At 53.3% G+C, this 16,828-nt stretch carries 20 protein-coding genes; 7 read left to right on the forward strand and 13 right to left on the reverse strand.

Annotation, left to right across the window (positions count from 1 at the left end):
* Positions 1 to 11: 11 nt before the first annotated feature.
* On the reverse strand, positions 12 to 449 hold the full coding sequence (locus RDM88_RS02440; protein WP_308752877.1) for an ImmA/IrrE family metallo-endopeptidase: 438 nt from the start codon (positions 447 to 449) through the stop codon (positions 12 to 14).
* 10 nt (positions 450 to 459) lie between these two features.
* The gene (locus RDM88_RS02445; protein WP_308752879.1) at positions 460 to 852 is read right to left on the reverse strand and encodes a helix-turn-helix transcriptional regulator; all 393 of its coding nucleotides are present in this window, start codon (positions 850 to 852) and stop codon (positions 460 to 462) included.
* A gap of 160 nt (positions 853 to 1,012) precedes the next feature.
* Between RDM88_RS02445 and RDM88_RS02450 the strand changes: the two genes are divergently transcribed.
* The 4 genes from RDM88_RS02450 to RDM88_RS02465 all read left to right on the forward strand — a co-directional run bounded on the left by RDM88_RS02450 (position 1,013) and on the right by RDM88_RS02465 (position 3,504).
* Entirely contained in the window at positions 1,013 to 1,210 is a 198-nt protein-coding gene (locus RDM88_RS02450; protein ID WP_308752881.1) for a hypothetical protein, read from the forward strand.
* Between the two features lie 14 nt (positions 1,211 to 1,224).
* On the forward strand, positions 1,225 to 1,530 hold the full coding sequence (locus RDM88_RS02455; protein WP_308752884.1) for a sigma-70 family RNA polymerase sigma factor: 306 nt from the start codon (positions 1,225 to 1,227) through the stop codon (positions 1,528 to 1,530).
* Positions 1,531 to 1,665: 135 nt separating this feature from the next.
* Positions 1,666 to 2,826 carry an isocitrate/isopropylmalate family dehydrogenase gene (locus RDM88_RS02460; RefSeq protein ID WP_308752886.1) on the forward strand — a complete coding sequence of 387 codons (1,161 nt, stop codon included), beginning with the start codon at positions 1,666 to 1,668 and terminating at the stop codon, positions 2,824 to 2,826.
* Between the two features lie 30 nt (positions 2,827 to 2,856).
* A complete protein-coding gene (locus RDM88_RS02465; protein WP_308752888.1) occupies positions 2,857 to 3,504 on the forward strand; it encodes a redox-sensing transcriptional repressor Rex in 648 nt (215 codons plus the stop codon).
* 171 nt (positions 3,505 to 3,675) lie between these two features.
* Here the strand turns inward: RDM88_RS02465 and RDM88_RS02470 are convergent, their stop codons facing one another.
* From RDM88_RS02470 to RDM88_RS02505, 8 genes are all read right to left on the reverse strand, one after another.
* Complete coding sequence (locus RDM88_RS02470) at positions 3,676 to 4,314, reverse strand: hypothetical protein (RefSeq protein ID WP_308752890.1); 639 nt, start codon at positions 4,312 to 4,314, stop codon at positions 3,676 to 3,678.
* A gap of 17 nt (positions 4,315 to 4,331) precedes the next feature.
* Positions 4,332 to 5,429 (reverse strand): redox-regulated ATPase YchF, encoded by a 1,098-nt coding sequence (ychF, locus tag RDM88_RS02475; protein ID WP_308752892.1) that lies wholly within the window; start codon positions 5,427 to 5,429, stop codon positions 4,332 to 4,334.
* Positions 5,430 to 5,522: 93 nt separating this feature from the next.
* Positions 5,523 to 6,710, reverse strand: a complete 1,188-nt coding sequence (locus RDM88_RS02480; RefSeq protein WP_008726779.1) for a site-specific integrase — start codon at positions 6,708 to 6,710, stop codon at positions 5,523 to 5,525.
* A 128-nt stretch (positions 6,711 to 6,838) separates the two neighbouring features.
* Positions 6,839 to 7,051: an excisionase gene (locus tag RDM88_RS02485; RefSeq protein ID WP_008726780.1), complete on the reverse strand. Its 213-nt coding sequence runs from the start codon at positions 7,049 to 7,051 to the stop codon at positions 6,839 to 6,841.
* Between the two features lie 23 nt (positions 7,052 to 7,074).
* On the reverse strand, positions 7,075 to 8,364 hold the full coding sequence (locus tag RDM88_RS02490; protein ID WP_308752897.1) for a plasmid recombination protein: 1,290 nt from the start codon (positions 8,362 to 8,364) through the stop codon (positions 7,075 to 7,077).
* Positions 8,365 to 8,728: 364 nt separating this feature from the next.
* Positions 8,729 to 8,947: a hypothetical protein gene (locus tag RDM88_RS02495; RefSeq protein ID WP_008726786.1), complete on the reverse strand. Its 219-nt coding sequence runs from the start codon at positions 8,945 to 8,947 to the stop codon at positions 8,729 to 8,731.
* Between the two features lie 438 nt (positions 8,948 to 9,385).
* Positions 9,386 to 10,705, reverse strand: coding sequence for a phage/plasmid primase, P4 family (locus tag RDM88_RS02500; protein ID WP_044955957.1), 1,320 nt, complete (start codon positions 10,703 to 10,705; stop codon positions 9,386 to 9,388).
* Entirely contained in the window at positions 10,671 to 11,303 is a 633-nt protein-coding gene (locus tag RDM88_RS02505) for a CHC2 zinc finger domain-containing protein (RefSeq protein WP_008726792.1), read from the reverse strand. The genes RDM88_RS02500 and RDM88_RS02505 overlap by 35 nt, the downstream gene beginning before the upstream one ends.
* Before the next feature lie 207 nt (positions 11,304 to 11,510).
* Here RDM88_RS02505 and RDM88_RS02510 point away from each other — a divergent pair, with 207 nt between their 5' ends.
* The 3 genes from RDM88_RS02510 (at position 11,511) to RDM88_RS02520 (ending at position 14,540) form a co-directional block, all read left to right on the forward strand.
* Positions 11,511 to 12,614 (forward strand): DUF6076 domain-containing protein, encoded by a 1,104-nt coding sequence (locus RDM88_RS02510; protein ID WP_008726793.1) that lies wholly within the window; start codon positions 11,511 to 11,513, stop codon positions 12,612 to 12,614.
* 20 nt (positions 12,615 to 12,634) lie between these two features.
* Positions 12,635 to 13,282 carry a hypothetical protein gene (locus RDM88_RS02515; RefSeq protein ID WP_026648249.1) on the forward strand — a complete coding sequence of 216 codons (648 nt, stop codon included), beginning with the start codon at positions 12,635 to 12,637 and terminating at the stop codon, positions 13,280 to 13,282.
* 70 nt (positions 13,283 to 13,352) lie between these two features.
* Positions 13,353 to 14,540, forward strand: coding sequence for a hypothetical protein (locus tag RDM88_RS02520; protein WP_008726794.1), 1,188 nt, complete (start codon positions 13,353 to 13,355; stop codon positions 14,538 to 14,540).
* A gap of 108 nt (positions 14,541 to 14,648) precedes the next feature.
* Here the strand turns inward: RDM88_RS02520 and RDM88_RS02525 are convergent, their stop codons facing one another.
* From RDM88_RS02525 to RDM88_RS02535, 3 genes are all read right to left on the reverse strand, one after another.
* Entirely contained in the window at positions 14,649 to 15,008 is a 360-nt protein-coding gene (locus RDM88_RS02525) for a nuclear transport factor 2 family protein (RefSeq protein ID WP_026648250.1), read from the reverse strand.
* A 136-nt stretch (positions 15,009 to 15,144) separates the two neighbouring features.
* Positions 15,145 to 15,930 carry an ABC transporter permease subunit gene (locus RDM88_RS02530; protein WP_008726796.1) on the reverse strand — a complete coding sequence of 262 codons (786 nt, stop codon included), beginning with the start codon at positions 15,928 to 15,930 and terminating at the stop codon, positions 15,145 to 15,147.
* Between the two features lie 12 nt (positions 15,931 to 15,942).
* On the reverse strand, positions 15,943 to 16,737 hold the full coding sequence (locus RDM88_RS02535) for an ABC transporter permease subunit (protein WP_026648251.1): 795 nt from the start codon (positions 16,735 to 16,737) through the stop codon (positions 15,943 to 15,945).
* Positions 16,738 to 16,828: the final 91 nt, after the last annotated feature.

The raw sequence follows: 16,828 nt of genomic DNA on the forward strand, positions 1-16,828 counted from the left end.
CGTTTTTGATTCTAGTGGGTCATGCAATATTCGACGATACGGGCGGGCAGCCCTGTAAAGGCCGCTGCCTGTTCGGCGGTCCAGCCGTTGCGGCGGCACTCCTCCACCGTCTCGCCGTCGAGCAGCAGATAGCCCGCGAAGAGGTCGGCCTCCCGCTCGTACCGCTCCATGACGAAGTCGGTGCGCTCCCGCAGGAAGAGGGCGTTGTGCCCCTCGTGCAGCAGGGCGTGTCCCAGCTCGTGGGCGCACACCGTCCGGCGCTCGTTTTCCTCGAGCGCGCCGTTGAGGTAGAGGACGCGCGCCCCGCGCGCGCACCCGTAAAAGCCCTTGACGCCGGGGGGCAGCCCGACGGGCAGAACCGTGATGTCGAGCGCGGCGCAGAGCGCGAACGGGTCGGCGGTGCCGAACCGTTCCGCGAGCTGGCGCGCCAGTTCCTTGATGCGTTCCATGCTCTCCTGCTCAGACGTCCTTTCCGCCGCTTTTGCGGTCCAGCTTGTTGACGGCGACCGACGCGCCCACCTCGATCGCGCTGACGACCTGCGCGATTTCCTCTTCGGTGAGGGGCACGCCGTTGAACATCAGCCCCTCCTGGGCGAGCAGCCTGCGCCGGAAATCCTCGAGGAACTCCCCGAGCTCGGGCGGCCCGGCGGGGGCCTCCGGCCCGTCGAGCAGCAGGTAGTCGCTCGGCACGCCGAAATAGCGGCAGAATTTGGTCAGCGTCTCGTTGTCCGGCTCCCGCCGTCCCTGCTCGTACATGCCCACCGCGCTCGCCGAAATTTCCAGCGCGTTCGCCAGTTCCTGTTGGGTCAGCCCCTTGGCCCTGCGCAGGGCCCGCAGCCTGTTAGCCAGCATCCCAGTCACCTCACTGTCCCAATAATAACACAATTCGTGTAAATCGTCAACGAAATCTTGCAAATTGTGCGAAATATCCTTGTGAATACACGTTTCGTGTGGTACTCTGGAGACAGGAAGCAAAAATCACACGATTTGTAAAATCACAGGGAGGAATGGAATGAATTTAACCGCTTTGTCGGAGGAGTACCGGTCGGCGGCCGACCGTCTGCAGGAACGCCTGCGGGAGCTGAGGGCGTACGCGCGGACGGCGCGCGGCGAGGAGGCGTTCGCCGCGCAGCGGCGGATCGACGCGCTCCGCGCCGAGCTGTACGACCTGCGCGTGGTCATGGACTACCTGCGCCACTACTATGACTGAGGGGGAGGAAACGCATGTTTGACGTCCGTGAAAGCGCCTTTTCCCTCCAGGACTTCGAGCGGATCGCCGCGCCGCAATGCGCCGACAACGCGCCCGCCCGCGCCCGGTACGCGCGGTTCCTGCGCAGCGCCGTGCGCCACCTGCCGCCCAGGCAGCGGCAGGTCGTCGCGCTCTATTTTTTCGGGGGGCGCAGCATCCCGGCGATCGCCCTGGAGCTGGGGGTGCACCCCTCCACCGTGAGCCGCAGGCTCGCCTCCGCCAGGCGCACGCTGCGCGCCCAGGCCGAGATATGCAGCGAAGCGGGGCTGTTTCCCTCGTAAGCGCGGGGGCGCCGCCGGATTTCTTTCCATCGTTCATTGACAACGGGGAAGGTCTGTTATAAAATTATCATAATAGACGGACCGTCCGGCGTGAGAGCGCGCGGGGGAACATGAAACATATGGGAGGAAACGCGATTGGACCAGAAAGTCAAAGCCGCCGCTGAAAAGTTCGCGGCGCTCGTGGAGGCGCAGCTTGCGCGCAACGAACGCATCAAGGCGCAGAAGGAGTTTACCGATTACCAGAAGCTCGACACCATCATCATCGGCGTGTGCGGGGGCGACGGCATCGGCCCCATTATCACGAACGAGGCCGCGCGGGTGCTCCGGCACCTGCTGGCGGACGAGGTCGGGGCGGGCAAGGTGGAGTTCCGCACGATCGACGGGCTGACGATCGAGAACCGCGCGGCGCAGGGCAAGGCGATCCCCGACGACGTGCTCGCCGAGCTCAAGAAATGCCACGTCATCCTCAAGGGCCCCACGACGACCCCGCGCGCGGGCGACCCGTGGCCCAACGTCGAGAGCGCCAACGTCGCGATGCGCAAGGAGCTCGACCTGTTCGCCAATGTGCGCCCCGTCAAGGTCCCGAGCGAGGGGATCGACTGGACCTTCTTCCGGGAGAACACCGAGGGCGCCTACGCGATCGGCTCCTGCGGCCTCAATGTGGACGAGGACGTGGCGTTCGACTTCGTCGTGACCACCACCGAGGGCACCGAGCGGATCGCGCGGCTCGCCTACGACTACGCGCAGAAGAACCACAAGAGCCGCGTGTCGATCATCACCAAGGCGAACGTCGTCAAGACGACCGACGGCAAGTTTTTGAAGCTCTGCCAGAAGATCGGCGGGGAGTACCCCGACATCACGACCGACGACTGGTACATCGACATCACCACCGCCAAGCTGATCGACCCCAAGCGCCGCCGCGACTTCCAGGTTTTCGTGCTGCCCAACCTCTACGGCGATATCATCACCGACGAGGCGGCCGAATTCCAGGGCGGCGTCGGCACCGCGGGCAGCGCGAACCTCGGCAAGCGCTACGCGATGTTCGAGGCGATCCACGGCTCCGCCCCGCGCATGGTCGCGGAAGGCCGCGGCAAATACGCCGACCCCTGCTCGATGCTGCGGGCGGCGGTGCTGCTCCTGAGCCACATCGGCTACCAGGCCGAGGCGGATAAGCTCGAACGGGCGCTGGACATCTGTATGTACGAGGAAAAGAAGCTCGCGGTCACCGGCCGCGACACCGGCTGCACCTGCGAGGAATTCGGCAACTATGTGATGGACACCATCGCGCTGCTGTAACCGGGAATTCTGGATCGAGAGGTTTTGCATATGCCGAAACACGAGGGTGTTTCCCTATCCGTTATCAAGCGGCTGCCCCGGTACTACCGGTTTCTCGGCGACCTGCTCGGCCGCGGCGTCACCCGCATCTCCTCGCGGGAGCTGGCCTCCCTCATGCAGCTGACCGCGTCCCAGATCCGCCAGGACCTCAACTGCTTCGGCGGCTTCGGGCAGCAGGGCTACGGCTACAATGTGGCCGCGCTCCACAAGGAGATCGGCAATATCATGGGGCTCAACAAGCATACCCCCATGGTTCTCATCGGCGCGGGCAACCTCGGCCGCACGATCGCGCGGCACATGGATTTCGAGAGCAGCGGCTTCAAGCTGGTCGGAATCTTTGACGACAGCCCACGCGTGATCGGCCAGAAGGTGAGCAGCCTGACCGTGCAGGACATGGCGGGGCTCGAGGCGTTCTGCAAGGAGCAGTCCCCGCGCGCGGCCATCCTCTGCATCCCCAAGGAGGTCGCCTTCGAGACCGCCCAGCGGCTCATGAAGCTCGGCGTCAACTGCTTCTGGAACTTCTCCCACTACGACCTCTCCCTCGACTTTGAGGGCGCGATCGTCGAGAACGTCCACCTTGGCGACAGCCTCATGACCCTCTGCTACCAAATCAACGCCGCCTACCCCGAGGATGAATGACGGGGAGACGGAGACAAAAAAGTCCCTGCCGTCCGGCAGGGACTTTTTTTATCCCCTTCCTTGAAGGAAGGGGCCAAGAACTTTCGGTGCGGGCCGTGAGGAATGCAAATAAAGATTTTCGTCCGCCTTTTTCAAAAGGCGGGATGCCGGGGCTCCGTCCCGGCGTACCCTTCAGCCTTCCGAGATGACAAAGTCCGCCGTGATCTCCGAGCAGGCGAGCGCCTGGCCGCCGGTGTCCGCAAAGCAGCTCAGCTGCGCCGCGCGGTAGGTCCCCGGCGGCAGCGGCTCGTCAAAGAGGTCGATGGGCAGCGTGATCGTGACGGTTTCGCCGCCGCGCAGCACCCGTTCGGCGTTTACGTCGTCGGGATTTACCATCAGCCCCGCGCGCGGGACGAGCGGCACGACGGAGTCCCCCTCCACCCGCCGGAAGTCGAACCAGAGGGTGTAGATGAGGTCGTTTTCCGTCCGGTTGGTGACGACGAGCGCGATCTTGCCGGTCCCCACGGGATAGCTCTCCCGTTCGGGGCGGGCCTCCACGCTGCGTTCCCCGGCGGGAAACGCGGCGGCCTCGGGAAGCGGGGCGGCGATTGCCGGCGCGGAAGATTCAGGCGGCGCCGGGTCGGGCGCGGAGGATTCCGCCGGGACCGGCTCCGCCCGGGAGGGCGGTTCGTCCGGGACAGACGCGCCGCCGGGCAGGCCGACGACGCCCAGGACGAAATCGTTTTGCGCCTCCGGAAGGAGGGCGGCGCGTTCCGGGTGCGGCCGCAGGAACAGAAAGAGCAGCGCGGCGAGCGCAAGCGCGCCGCACAAGACCAGCGCCCGCTTCATCAGACGTTGAAGCGGAAGAGGACGACGTCGCCGTCCTGCATGACGTATTCCTTGCCCTCCGAGCGGACGAGGCCCTTCTCCCTGGCGGCGGCCATCGAGCCGCAGGCGATGAGGTCGTCGTACGCGACGACCTCGGCGCGGATGAAGCCCTTTTCAAAGTCGGAGTGGATTTTCCCGGCGGCCTGCGGGGCCTTGGTGCCGCGGGTGATCGTCCACGCGCGCACCTCCTGCTTGCCGGCGGTGAGATAGGAGATCAGCCCGAGCAGGGCGTAGCTCTTTTTGATGAGGCGGTCGAGGCCCGACTCATGCAGCCCCATCTCCTCAAGGAAGAGCAACTTGTCCTCAGCGGACATGTCGGCGATCTCCTCCTCGATCCGGGCGCAGATGGGCAGCACCTCGGCGTGTTCCGCCGCCGCGATCTCCTCCACCTCGTGGTAAAAGCGGTTCTGCTCGATGCCGCCGGTGAAATCCGCCTCGCTCATGTTGGCGGCGTAGATGACCGGCTTGTCGGAGAGCAGCGGCATGTCCTCGAGCGCGGCGCGCTCCTCCGCGTCGCACACGAAGCTGCGGGCGGATTTCCCTTCCTCGAGGTGGGCCTTGAGCCGCCCCAGCACGTCGGCCTGCGCGGCGAGCGCTTTGTCGCCGCCCTTGGCGGCCTTGAGCGCGCGGTCGATCTTGCGGTCGACGATATCGATATCGGAAAAGATCAGCTCGAGGTTGATCGTCTCGATGTCCCGCCGGGGGCCGATCTCGCCGTCGACGTGGATGATCTCATTGTCCTCGAAGCAGCGCACCACATGCACGATCGCGTCCACCTCGCGGATGTGGGAAAGGAACTTGTTGCCCAGCCCCTCCCCCTTGGACGCACCGCGCACCAGCCCGGCGATGTCGACGAATTCGATGACGGCGGGGGTGTATTTGTCCGGGTCGTACATCTTGGCGAGCACGTCGAGACGCTCGTCCGGCACGGCGACCATGCCGACGTTCGGTTCGATCGTGCAGAAGGGGTAGTTCGCGGACTGCGCGCCCGCGTTGGTGATCGCGTTGAACAGGGTGGACTTGCCGACGTTCGGCAGCCCCACGATGCCTAATTTCATATATTCTAAATCTCCTTTATTTTCAATGGTTTTTCGGGTTTTGGGGACACACTCCGCACCAATTCCGCACCAATTTTTCGCAGCGCACCATTTTTAACTTGCCACATTGGTGTCCTGTTCGAACAGTTTGATGGCGTTGGTCAGGGATGTGTCGGTGACATGGACATAACGATCCATGGTTGTTTTAATGCTCGCATGACCGAGCAGCTTCTGCAAGACTTTCGGCATAACGCCCCGTTCAATCGCACGGGTAGCGTAGGTGTGTCTCAGAGCGTGCATACAGAACCGCTTGATTTTCGCCTCATCGCACAGCTTGTACAGATGGGTGTCATAGGAACTGTTTTTTGCAGGCTCTCCGGTACGGAAATTGATAAACACCAAATCTCGCATACAAAGGTACTCTGTCTGACCTGTCCGGCGATCCACATATTCCAGAATCTGAGATAACAGTTCTGATTCTTTGCGGGTGAAGCGTTCATCGTAGCACGATTTCAATACATCGTATGCCCGCTTCGTCAGCAGGATCGTGCGGTAGCTGGTCTTTGTCTTAGGAGGACCAGCACGCCAAATGCCTTCGCTGTGGCGATATTCCAAGGTCTTGTTGACAGTCAGTGTCCGCTTCTTCCAGTCAATCGCATCCCAAGTCAAGCCGATCATTTCCGAAGTGCGCAGTCCGGTCTCCAACAGCAATACATACTGTCTGTAGTTGTGAGAGCGTTTTGCGGTTTCCAGAAACAGCGTCTGTTCTTCCACAGTTAAGAACTTGATGTCATCCACAGCCCGGACGGGCTTCGTATAACGAACCCCGTCCATAGGATGTTTTGTAAGCATATCGTTCATGACTGCGGCTCGGAACATGGTTCCCATGGCAATATACGCCTGCCGAATGGTGGAGCCAGCATAAGTGGCTTCCATCCGATTCAGGACAATCTTGCAGTGCATGGGTTTGACATCACATAAGCGCATATTTCCGATAACAGGCTGGATGTTCTTTTGATACCGTTCCCGGTAATTTCGCCGGGTGTTGGGAGCCAGATCCGCAATCAGATTGGTGATCCAGAACTCAAACCAGGCATCCACCGTCATTTCGGAGGATGTGTTGCAAACATCGTGCTTATCTTCGTACTGCGCATCAGCCAGCCAGTTGCGAGCTTCCGGAAGTGTGTCAAAGTGCTTTTCCTTGCGGGAGCCGTCCTTTGCGGTATATCTTGCGGCGTACTTTCCGTCTTTTCTCTGGCAGATACCTTTGCCAATTTCTTTGCCTTTTAAGTTTTTGCCCATTTAATGAACTCCTTTCCTGAGTGCCGGAAACGAGAGTTCATCACGACACTCCATTCTATCATGAAAGTGCTTTTTTTTCAATAGATTTCGATGTTTTTGGTGCGCACCAATTTTGCCTGTTCTGTTCATCAAATCGCAACTCTCCCTTCGATAAATTCCTCAAAAGCCTTGCGTTTGACCAGTTTCTTTGTACCTACATACAATACAAAGGGACAGTTGGGTTGTTTCAGCATCTCGTCAATCTTGTTGATTCCGATATTGCTGTATTCAGCCGCTTCCCGAATGGAAAGCAGCATTTTACGGTCGATAGGCAGGATCGTTGCCTGCTGGTTCTGATTCATCATAGGCACAAATAATTCCTTTCTTATATTTCCATATCCCGTCCGTGCTTGCGGGCAGGAGCCTTGTGTTCACGAGTTTCCTTTCCTCTGGCGAGGATGGCAGAAAGAAAAGCCCTGACCCGTTCTGCTGCGATTTCCAACGCATCCAGATAGGGCTGGGCTTTTTCTTTCAGTTCTTTATATTTTTCGTTCAGTTCGTCATGCCGCTGTTTCCAGATGGAAGCGGATTTTACAGCGGAAGCCAATTTTTCTTTCAGGCGTTCATTCTCAGCATTGAAGATAATTCCGTTTGTGGCGTATCGTTTCAGGGTATCGCACTGGTCTGCTGTGAGGGTGACATTTCCGGTGAAGGAATTTTTCTTACCCATCGCTTCAATATCCTGCACGGTCACTGCCACCGTCTTCGCAGTCTTGGTTTCCTTTTGCAGAGCTTTCAGCTTCTTTTCCTGTTTCTCCACAGCAGATTGGGTATCCGCCAATGCCTGTTCCGCTTGGTCTGCCCGTGCCGTCACAGCTTCCAGACGCTGGGTTTCGGCTTGCACCTTAAACTGAGTAACGGTCAGATGTTCCTCGGTGCTGCCACGCTCTCCACGCTCCACATCGGTATATCCGGCATTTCGCATGAAATGAAAAAAGTCATCCTGCAACACACTGTAGGACGACTTCAAAATCTTTTTTCCTTTTGCGTTCAACATTGGATTACCATCCTTGTCAAGCACCGGCTTGGACTCCCATTTTTTACTGCGGCTGACCTGCGTGATCGTTTCCTTTACCGTTCCCCGGAGGGATTCATCCTTACATCGCTTCGACCACAGAATTTGCTTCTCTACCACCGGGATATAAACCACATGAAGGTGGTAGTGGTACACATCTTCGCCCAGAGCTTCGGACATTGCCCGGTTGCGCTCGTCGGCGTGCATCACAGCGGATAGGATATACTGCTCACCGCCTACGATCTCCACGGCGGCTTTATAGGCATCGGCATAAAACTGTTTTGCAAATTCATAGCCGCCGTGATTGTAGAAGTAAGCAGAGTTCACATCAAAGATCAACTCACCGTATTTGACGGCATCCGGTTTCAGACCTCTTGTGGAGATTACACCGTCCTGTTCCATCTGCTCAAACATTTTTACATAATCGTCCGCGGGTGCTTTGAAATGAATGTTCAGAGAAGTGCGTTCCGGTACGATGTCCTGATTGCTGTAGCTGTCCTTTTCACGCTCATTGTGTTCCTGTACCTTTGCCACATCAGCCGGTGTTTCCAAGTCCTGATTCCGGGCTACGGTGCGGTGGATTCCATCATTTCTTGCCATTGGATTTTTCCTTTCTTTGAAATTTGCAGACAGCGGAGAGCTGGAGAACGGCACTTTTTCAAAGTGTAATAACCCACTATTACACTTTCATCCATACTGGCTGCAAAGTGCCGTGGGCTCTCCGAGGGCTCCTCCGGAGAGGGGGTGCGGTCACTGCGGTGACCTCTGCTGTCCAGTCCGAAAAATGTCCCCGGCCTTTTTCTCTTGTCCAGCCTGTCTGCCAGCGGAATTGCACCACAATCCCTTGCAGACAGCGGCAGCGAACAATCCGCAGTTTTGCCGATTGTATTCACTGCCAGTCCATAGGAAGCACTGCGGCACTTCCTATGGGGACGGGAGCTGCGAGGGGATAAGATACGCCGCATCATCGCTCCCTCCGTTTCTGCCACACGATGTCATAGCCCAGCACATCGGCAAGCTCGATGACCTCTTTGTAGCGGATGCTCTCTCTTTGGAGCTTTGCAGAAAGGTTGGATACGCTGTCCGACCAGTCGTGTTCCTCCGCCAGTCTGTCCACAACCTCCTGCATGGTAAATCCGGCACGGACGATCTGTGCCTTGATTTCATTTCGTACATTACTCATATTGAAAAACCTCCATAATTTTGTTCATGAAAAAGCGAAGCAGCTGCGCCCATTGGCGTGTCCGCTTCGCTGTACCGTGTAATATCTGATTTTCATAAAATGCGATAGAAATACCGCCTGTGATGTCCTGCACATAAGCACCCCTAACCCATTTCACTGTTTTGTGTGCTTTGGTCTGTAACAGTGAAAACAGCCATGATTTCGCAAAGGCTGTTCACTGTCCAGAGAAGCACTGTTTCGCAAAATGATTTCGCCCTGCGGTCAAAATTTTTGCTGTTTCCATTACCATTGATTTTCTATCCCCTAAAATAAGGGGGCTGCGGATGCTCCCAAGATAGAAAAACGATAGTAAGTGAAAAGTACGTGTACCAAGTGTACGATTGACACTCGGCTCCATCCGGTACGGATGGTACACGTATTTCTGAGTTACTGCTGTTTTTACAGAAACGGTCTTTGCAGAAGTTCAATGCCCACAAACCCTCTGGCAAATCGCCCGCCGCCGATGTTGACCTTGTTGGTGTATTCAAGGTTATAGCGGCTTTCATTCTGCTTTAGGAAGGAACCGAAGCTCTTTTGGGAAAGGCTGTTCAGGGCGTTATCATCACACCACTGCTTGTAAACAGCGTACAGGTTTTTGGAGCTTGCTTCATAATCCGCACGGAAGCGGATATATCCCTCGGAAGCCAGAAAATCAATGATGTTGTTTCCGTCAGAAACGGCATCGTTCAGATTGTCCAAAGCCGACTGGCTCAGGGTAAATCGGAAATCATTTGCAATCAGGCGGTGCAGTCCCTCCAACGCCCAGAGGAAGATGCCCTCTGCTTCGGCAGTCATCTTTTCCGCAATATAGGGATCGTCTTTTCTGTTTGGGTCTTTCTCCTTGGTTGTCAAAATGATCTGTCTGCGGAAGAAGCCCACACTCCGGTCATGGAGGGCTTGCAGGACACCGTTCCCAAGTCCGATGAACCGCACATACAAATCTCCCTGATAGCTTTGTTGTCGCTTTCTCTCCAAATCCATGGGCAGCTCTGCGGTGATAATCGCCTTGATATTGTTGGTCTGGGGCAGCGCTTCCAGCTTCATATCATCGTCCAGCATCAAAAGCTCATGTTCCAAGTCGGCACGGGCAAAGTTGCTTGTCTCCACCTTTGCCACGCTTCCGGTTTTCATGTTGGTTCCCAACAGCGCACGAAGAACAACGCCGATCCGGCTCTTGCCTTCGCCGCCCTTTCCCGTCAGCATGAGCATCTTCTGACCTTTGGTGGAGGGGATGAAGCAATAGCCGATAAATTCCTGTAAGGTCAGAATGTCCTCCGGCTCCAAAAGCTGGGACAAAAAATGCAGCCATGTGACTGGCTGCGGAGCTTCCGGATGATAGGCGACGGGTAAGCGATTGCGGCAGTAATCTTTTTCCGTGCTGAATGTGCCATCCAAATGATAGGTGCCGTTTGCCACATGGATGCGGTCTTGATACAGGAGAAGATCGGCAGCACAGCACTCCATTCGCATTACATCCAGAAGATTTGTGACCCTTTTTGCAATGTTGCTGGTCACATAGGGCTTGATACGGTCATAGATTTCTTTTTTCAGCCTGTTTTCATCGTTCACAATGCCGTTTACCGTGAAAAAGGTTCCGTTTACCGTAATCATGGGATAGTCCCTGAGAAATTCTTCACAGAAAATGACTTCGTTGATTGCTTTACCGTCAAACCATACCGCAATATCAGCGGATGGGTTCTGTGCTGCTTCTTTGCTCATGGGGCAGTACCTCCTTTTTCTTTCGTGCCACATAGTCCTGAAGAAAAGCAATCTTGCCCTCCTTCATCATCCCGTCCACCACGGCACCCCGTTCTTCCAGAGTGCCTACGGTCAGGATGTCAGCCAGATATTCCATGTGGTCGAGCATCTGGCAGGCTTCCACGAAACGGTCATCCAGCTTGTCCTCCGGCGTTCTGGGCGCATACCGCACCTTCCAATCTTCCAGCAGATGCAGATAATCCGTCAGCACCCGGAAGCAGAGCATTTCATCCTCCCGGAACTGGCGGATATGGGGGCGTTTTGTCTTGTGTGGAACTGCCACGGCTTGTCCCGGCTCGGTGCTGATACCGAAGTCCGCAGCCAGCCTTTGCGCCGCTTCGTAATTACTGAGATCAAACAGCCTTGCCACGAAGTCGATCACATCTCCCTTTGCTCCGCAGCCGAAGCAGTAGAAATACTCCTCGTTTAGCTTCAAGCTCGGATTTCGGTCATTGTGGAACGGACAGCAAGCCATACCGTTTCGGTTGACCCGCAGCCCGTAGTGTTCGGCGGCTTGTCTGACCGGGACAGCCGCCTTGATTGTTTCATAGATTGTCATTGAAAATCCTCCATTTCATAGTTTTGAAAAAGAAAAACACCCGCCGAGTGGCAGGTGCTTCGCTCCTTCTACTATGGTTATGCCGGATTTCGCAAAAAACAGGCTAATCGGAGGACAACCCCGTTTCAAAAAACAGGACAGCAGTAGATTTCTTCACATTTGGATGATATAATAAGAGAAAAAGGAAAACAGGACAGGAGGACGAATATGAATCAGGAATTGATGACGCTGGATTTCTGGCAGGATACGGTCATATACGAGGATAAAACGCTGCCCACCGGCACACTTGCCTGTGATGCGCTGAATGTATCCACCGATACCCTTGCCCGGATGAACGAGCAGTGTGACAAAATCAATCTGCTGCTGGGACAGCTGAACGCCGCTCAGGATGCTTCTGCATTGTTTCCAATGGTAAGGGAAGCTGCACTGACGATGCTTGATATTCTCAGCGTCACCCCTCCGTTTCCTTATATGGACATTCCAAAGCACCGGGAACGGATTCAAACGGTCTTTACGGCAGAAAATGCACAAAAATATGTAGAGTTCGCAATAAAAGCAACGACCAATTCATTGCCATTTGAGGAAGTCCCGATGTATGCAGATGCGATGCTGCTCCAACGCTACACGGCGGTTTTCGGGCATCTGGCGTACTCTCTTGGCGAATATCAAAAGGCTATGCTTGATTTTGCCGAAAAAACGGACGGCAATGAAGCAGACCGTACAGCAGAAGGATTTGCCAAGTTATTCGGCACCTGTTTTCCACCGGAGTTCTCCATTACGGAAGGCAATGCCTGGATGGCTGCATCCAATAATTCTATCCAGTATGTTTCTGCGCTTCGTCCCGGCTATGATGTGCCGATGCTGGTCAAGCGGATGCACTTCCTTACTTTTGTGGGGATGTTCCGTACGGACTTGTTTGAGGGTCTGTGCGTGGGTCACGCACCAAAGAAATGTCGTATCTGCGGCAAATGGTTCCTGACCACCAATGCAAGGCATACCAAATACTGCGGCGGATATGCGCCGGGGGACAAGCTGCACCGCACCTGTCGGCAGATCGGCAATCTGAAAGGCAGAACCCAGAGAGAACTTGCGGATGATCATCCGCTGAAACAGATATATGAGAAGCGGCTGAACACCATAAACCGATATATCAAGCGTGGCACACTGGATGCGGAACTTGCCAAGGCGATGAAAAAGCTGGCAAAGGATAAGATGCTCCGGGCAATCAGTGATGTTGCCTATGCCCGTGGGGATTATGAAACGGAAATGGAACAGGACGCTTTGCAAAGTGAAGCTGAAAAGAAAATTTGAAGTTGTGGAGGTGAAATGAAGTGGAAATAACGCCAAATGGTTTACAAAAAGAATTGACGACTTTGCTATCAGAGCTGGTTTTTGATACAGGATTTAAAAAGAAAAAAATCGGATGGTTAACTCGAAAGGTTGGAGAATGTGAACAATTTTTTACTATCACTTTCACAAGGGATCGTGGTTTGCCGGGGAATCTCTATTCTGTAAATTTTACGCTTTCATTTACATATAAAGAGGTAGATAGACTTACAAGTTTATTTTTAGGAATGGAATATGACCCTAAGTGGTCTACGGGTGCATGGATGTTCTATACACAAATTCCAAACTACACAATGAGCACGTTTAAGTATTGTTCCGATGAACCTATGCAGACTTATGCTGAACGCATTGCAAATTACTTTAGAAAATATGCACTTCCGTATTATGAGAAAATTGATACGTTAGAAAAAGTTGCAAAAATCTTTGAACAAACTGCATCCGCAAAAGACAGCGATAAAGCGAGAAACTTTTTTGTTGTCCGCCGTTTGCGGGGGAGTGAAGATGATTGCTGTTATGCGGCGATACTTTGCGTGCAAGGAAAATGGAACAAATTGAGAGACTTTCTTCCTATAGCAAGAGAACTTAGCATAGAAGAAAAAGAGCGCATAGAAAAATATATTTCAGATAAATAATCAAGCGCACAACTTCCAGTTTGTCTAAGAGAAAATATGTCCTCACGGAAGCCGAAGGGGAGGTGCGCTTATGCTGAGAGAATATTCATGGGACATGACCGGGTACAAGCCAAAGTCCTTTCCCGATACGCCCGACAGTGGCATTACAAGATATATGGCAGAGCGCATCTTCCAACTGGAACCGGAGCTGCCAAAGGCAGAGAACATCAATGATTACATTCTGTCTGCTCTCCGGGAAAAGGATTTGAAATACTTTTCGTTTTTCCTGCACCATTACGAGCCACAGCTTAACAATCGCATCAAAAGCTTTCTTGGCGTAGACAGCGGCGATCAGTATGACCCAGAGCGTTTTTTGGATATAAAACTTTCCTGCCGGGAGGCTATGCTCCAGAAGCTGCCGGACTATGCCCCTGAAAAGGGTGCTGAATATGCTACCTACATTTATCCCTTCATACGGGATGCCATGCTCCGTTTTCGCATGGGCGAAGAACAATGGTCGGTATCCTCGCTGACCAGCTATAAGATGCTCCGCACCATGGCATGGCTTTACCACAACACAAAAGATGCCATTGCTGAATTTTCAAAAAAATATAACTGCGATCTTGCGCTGGCAGAGGAATATTTGAAAGTTGTCCGTGGTATCCGCAATCAGCAGCCATTCTTTGTGACCGAGCAGGACGAGGACGGCGAGGAAACAGGCGAGGATGTGACCCGTGACTATAGCTGGAACTATGCCGATATTCTATGGGATGGTATACAGGCTGAAAAGGTGCGGAAAGCATTTGAAAAGCTGAACTACCGGGAACAAACCTTGTTGGAAAAACGGCTTGCCATCTGCATGACCTGTGGGCGTGTCGGTTCATGGAAAAACCGCCCTACCTTTGAAGAATTGGCTGTCATGTTTGAGGGCAGCTCCGCCAGCGGTGCGGAACGAGCCTACCGGAAAGCAGCGGAACATCTGACACTGCTGTTGGTAGAAAACGGCGGTATCCATGCAGTCCGGCTGAAACAGAAGTCCAAAACCAAACGAAAAAAGAAAATTGCCACCGCAGTCTACGAATATCAGGCAGACTGCGATGGCGAATGGGGAGAAATTTTATTCGATTTTGAAAACGGCACAGGGTCGATTGTCCGGCTTGCCGACTGGGATACCATGATTTCCAATGTTTTTGCAAAACGGGTGATCCGGTATCTGCTGAATTGCGAAAATGATAGATTGCCAAAAGAAACCATGTTTGCGTTTGAGATGTATGAATAAAGGCGAGTAAAGTTTACCAGCCATAAGAAGAAAAAACTCGAAAATAAAAAAAGCCGCTGCCGCATGGTTGGTTCCATGTAGCAGCGGTTTTTCACCGGCAGCATTCAATCAATATTCAATAGGCAAATTATGCTGCTTCAAAAAAGACAGTTTATCCCAATATCCTCTCTGGAACAGAATTTTACCATTTACAACATGGAAGAAGCCGCATCCCCGCAGTCCCAGCGGGTCTTTCCACTCCAAAATTGCCCATTGTCCATCTTCAAAAATATTCTCTACAATGGCTGTCATATCGGCAGTGGCAAATTCTGCTGTAAACATTTCTCTGATTGCGTCTATCCCGATCACAGGCTCATTGGTCACCTGATGGTTGGTTGCATTATCATGGTACAGGCTCACGATTGCATCTACATCGTGGCCATTAAAGGCATCTACCCATTTGCATACTACTTCTTTTGGTCGTAACATCATGATTTCCTCCATATATCTTTGTCTACTGTTTTCATTATACAATCTTCATGTAAAAAAGCAATTCCCCCATGAAAACAGGAATTGCTTTTTTATGTAGACTTGAGACAGTTATACTGAAGATTTGAACATAGGCTTACAATTCACGCCGCTTCCACTGATTCAATGCAGCAACGATACAAGCACCCACAACAGCGAATGTCAAAACGATAAAGGAAAGTCGGAATCCGTGCAGTGCCACCTCATACACATCGTAGTAGCGCAGAGGGGTCAGGTAATCCAAAATTTGATTTTCTGTGTATTCGGCTGTAAAGGCCAGAGCATAGGCAGCCAGCATGGAAATCGTACCTGTCCTCACCGCAGCCTTATAGGACATAAACAGGCTGGCAAACAGCAGCCCCAGAGCGAAAAAGAGGAACTGGGTAAAGAACATTCCCATGGTTGTGGTGAGCACTGCTCCCGGCTGTTCCAGACCGCCCAAAGGAAGAACGATTGTAAAATAATTACATAAACCGCTGAACAGGGCAAACACCAGCAGATTTACCGCCGAAACGATCACCTTCGCCAGTACAATGGTTTTCCGTTCCACAGGCTTTGTGAACAGGTATTCCGAGGTTCCGAACTTCTTTTCCTTCGCCACACAGGACAACCCCAGAGACATGGCATAAGGGAACGCCAGCAATCCTTCCCAGAAATAGATGCACACATACCAGCCAAGGGATGTGGTTAAATCGCCTTTGACCCCAAACATAATCATGATCAATCTCGGAAATTGGCTGACCATCGTTGCCATTTCATTCAGACTGTCCTGTAGAGACAGAAGCTCAAAATAGCAGAAACCGCACAGAAGCAGCATGATCCCTAACCAGATCAACAAGAGCCTTCTGGTTTGGCGGAACTCATTTTTAATCAATGTTTTCATGTTTGCACCCCCTTATGAACGAAACTGAATGTCTTTTTTCAGAAAGACACCGTAAGACAGCACCAAAAACAGGGTAACCAGCAGCACGCCCCAGCCAAGATAGGTCATATCATAGAAGCCAGTTTCGGAAATTTTTGCAGCTCCAAAGAAGGAGTATGGGGACAGGAAACTGATAGCCCGGTTACTGATGATGTTGGAGAAGCTGGTTATGCAATACTCCACAAACACGACTAATCCGGCGGTCAGCAGTGGGCTACGGTTGCGGGGAAACAAAATTCCCACCATCAGACCCATTGCAGCAAAGAACAGCGTAACAAGGGTGAGGGACAGAGCAATCAGAAAAAACTCTCCCCATGGAGTTCCGGAACGAAACATTGCCATGGCCAAAAAAGAAGCCAGCAGATACGCAGCACCTACGACCACCACTCCGATCAATACAGTCAATGCCTTTGCCCAATAGATTGTTTTCCGAGGAAAGGGCTTTGTAAACAGGTATTCCGAAGTTCCTTCCGTACATTCTCTGGTGTGAACGGAAATGCCGAAGTGCATTCCGAAAACGCCGGAGGCAATCATGAAAAAGCTGGTCAGAAACCCATAAATGCCCAACGGGGAAGTCAAGTATTCCATCGATACGCCGACACTCCTGTAAAAGTCCGTGGTGCCCATGGTTTCAAAGAGTTCCACGGAGGCAACATCCAGGAAGCTGTAATAAGTCGGTGTCATCAAAAAGATACACACAGCCAAGGCGATGGTCCAGCCCAGGATATAGGTTCGATGCCGTTTCAGTTCATATTTCAAAATGACCATACCTGACACCTCCTTACTCATAGTAGTGCATGAAGATTTCCTCCAAAGAGGGCTCTTCCAAAAGCACATCGTCCAAATGCAGCAGGTGAAG

The sequence above is a fragment of the uncultured Anaerotruncus sp. genome (genome assembly GCF_902490045.1).
Classification (GTDB): domain Bacteria; phylum Bacillota; class Clostridia; order Oscillospirales; family Ruminococcaceae; genus Anaerotruncus.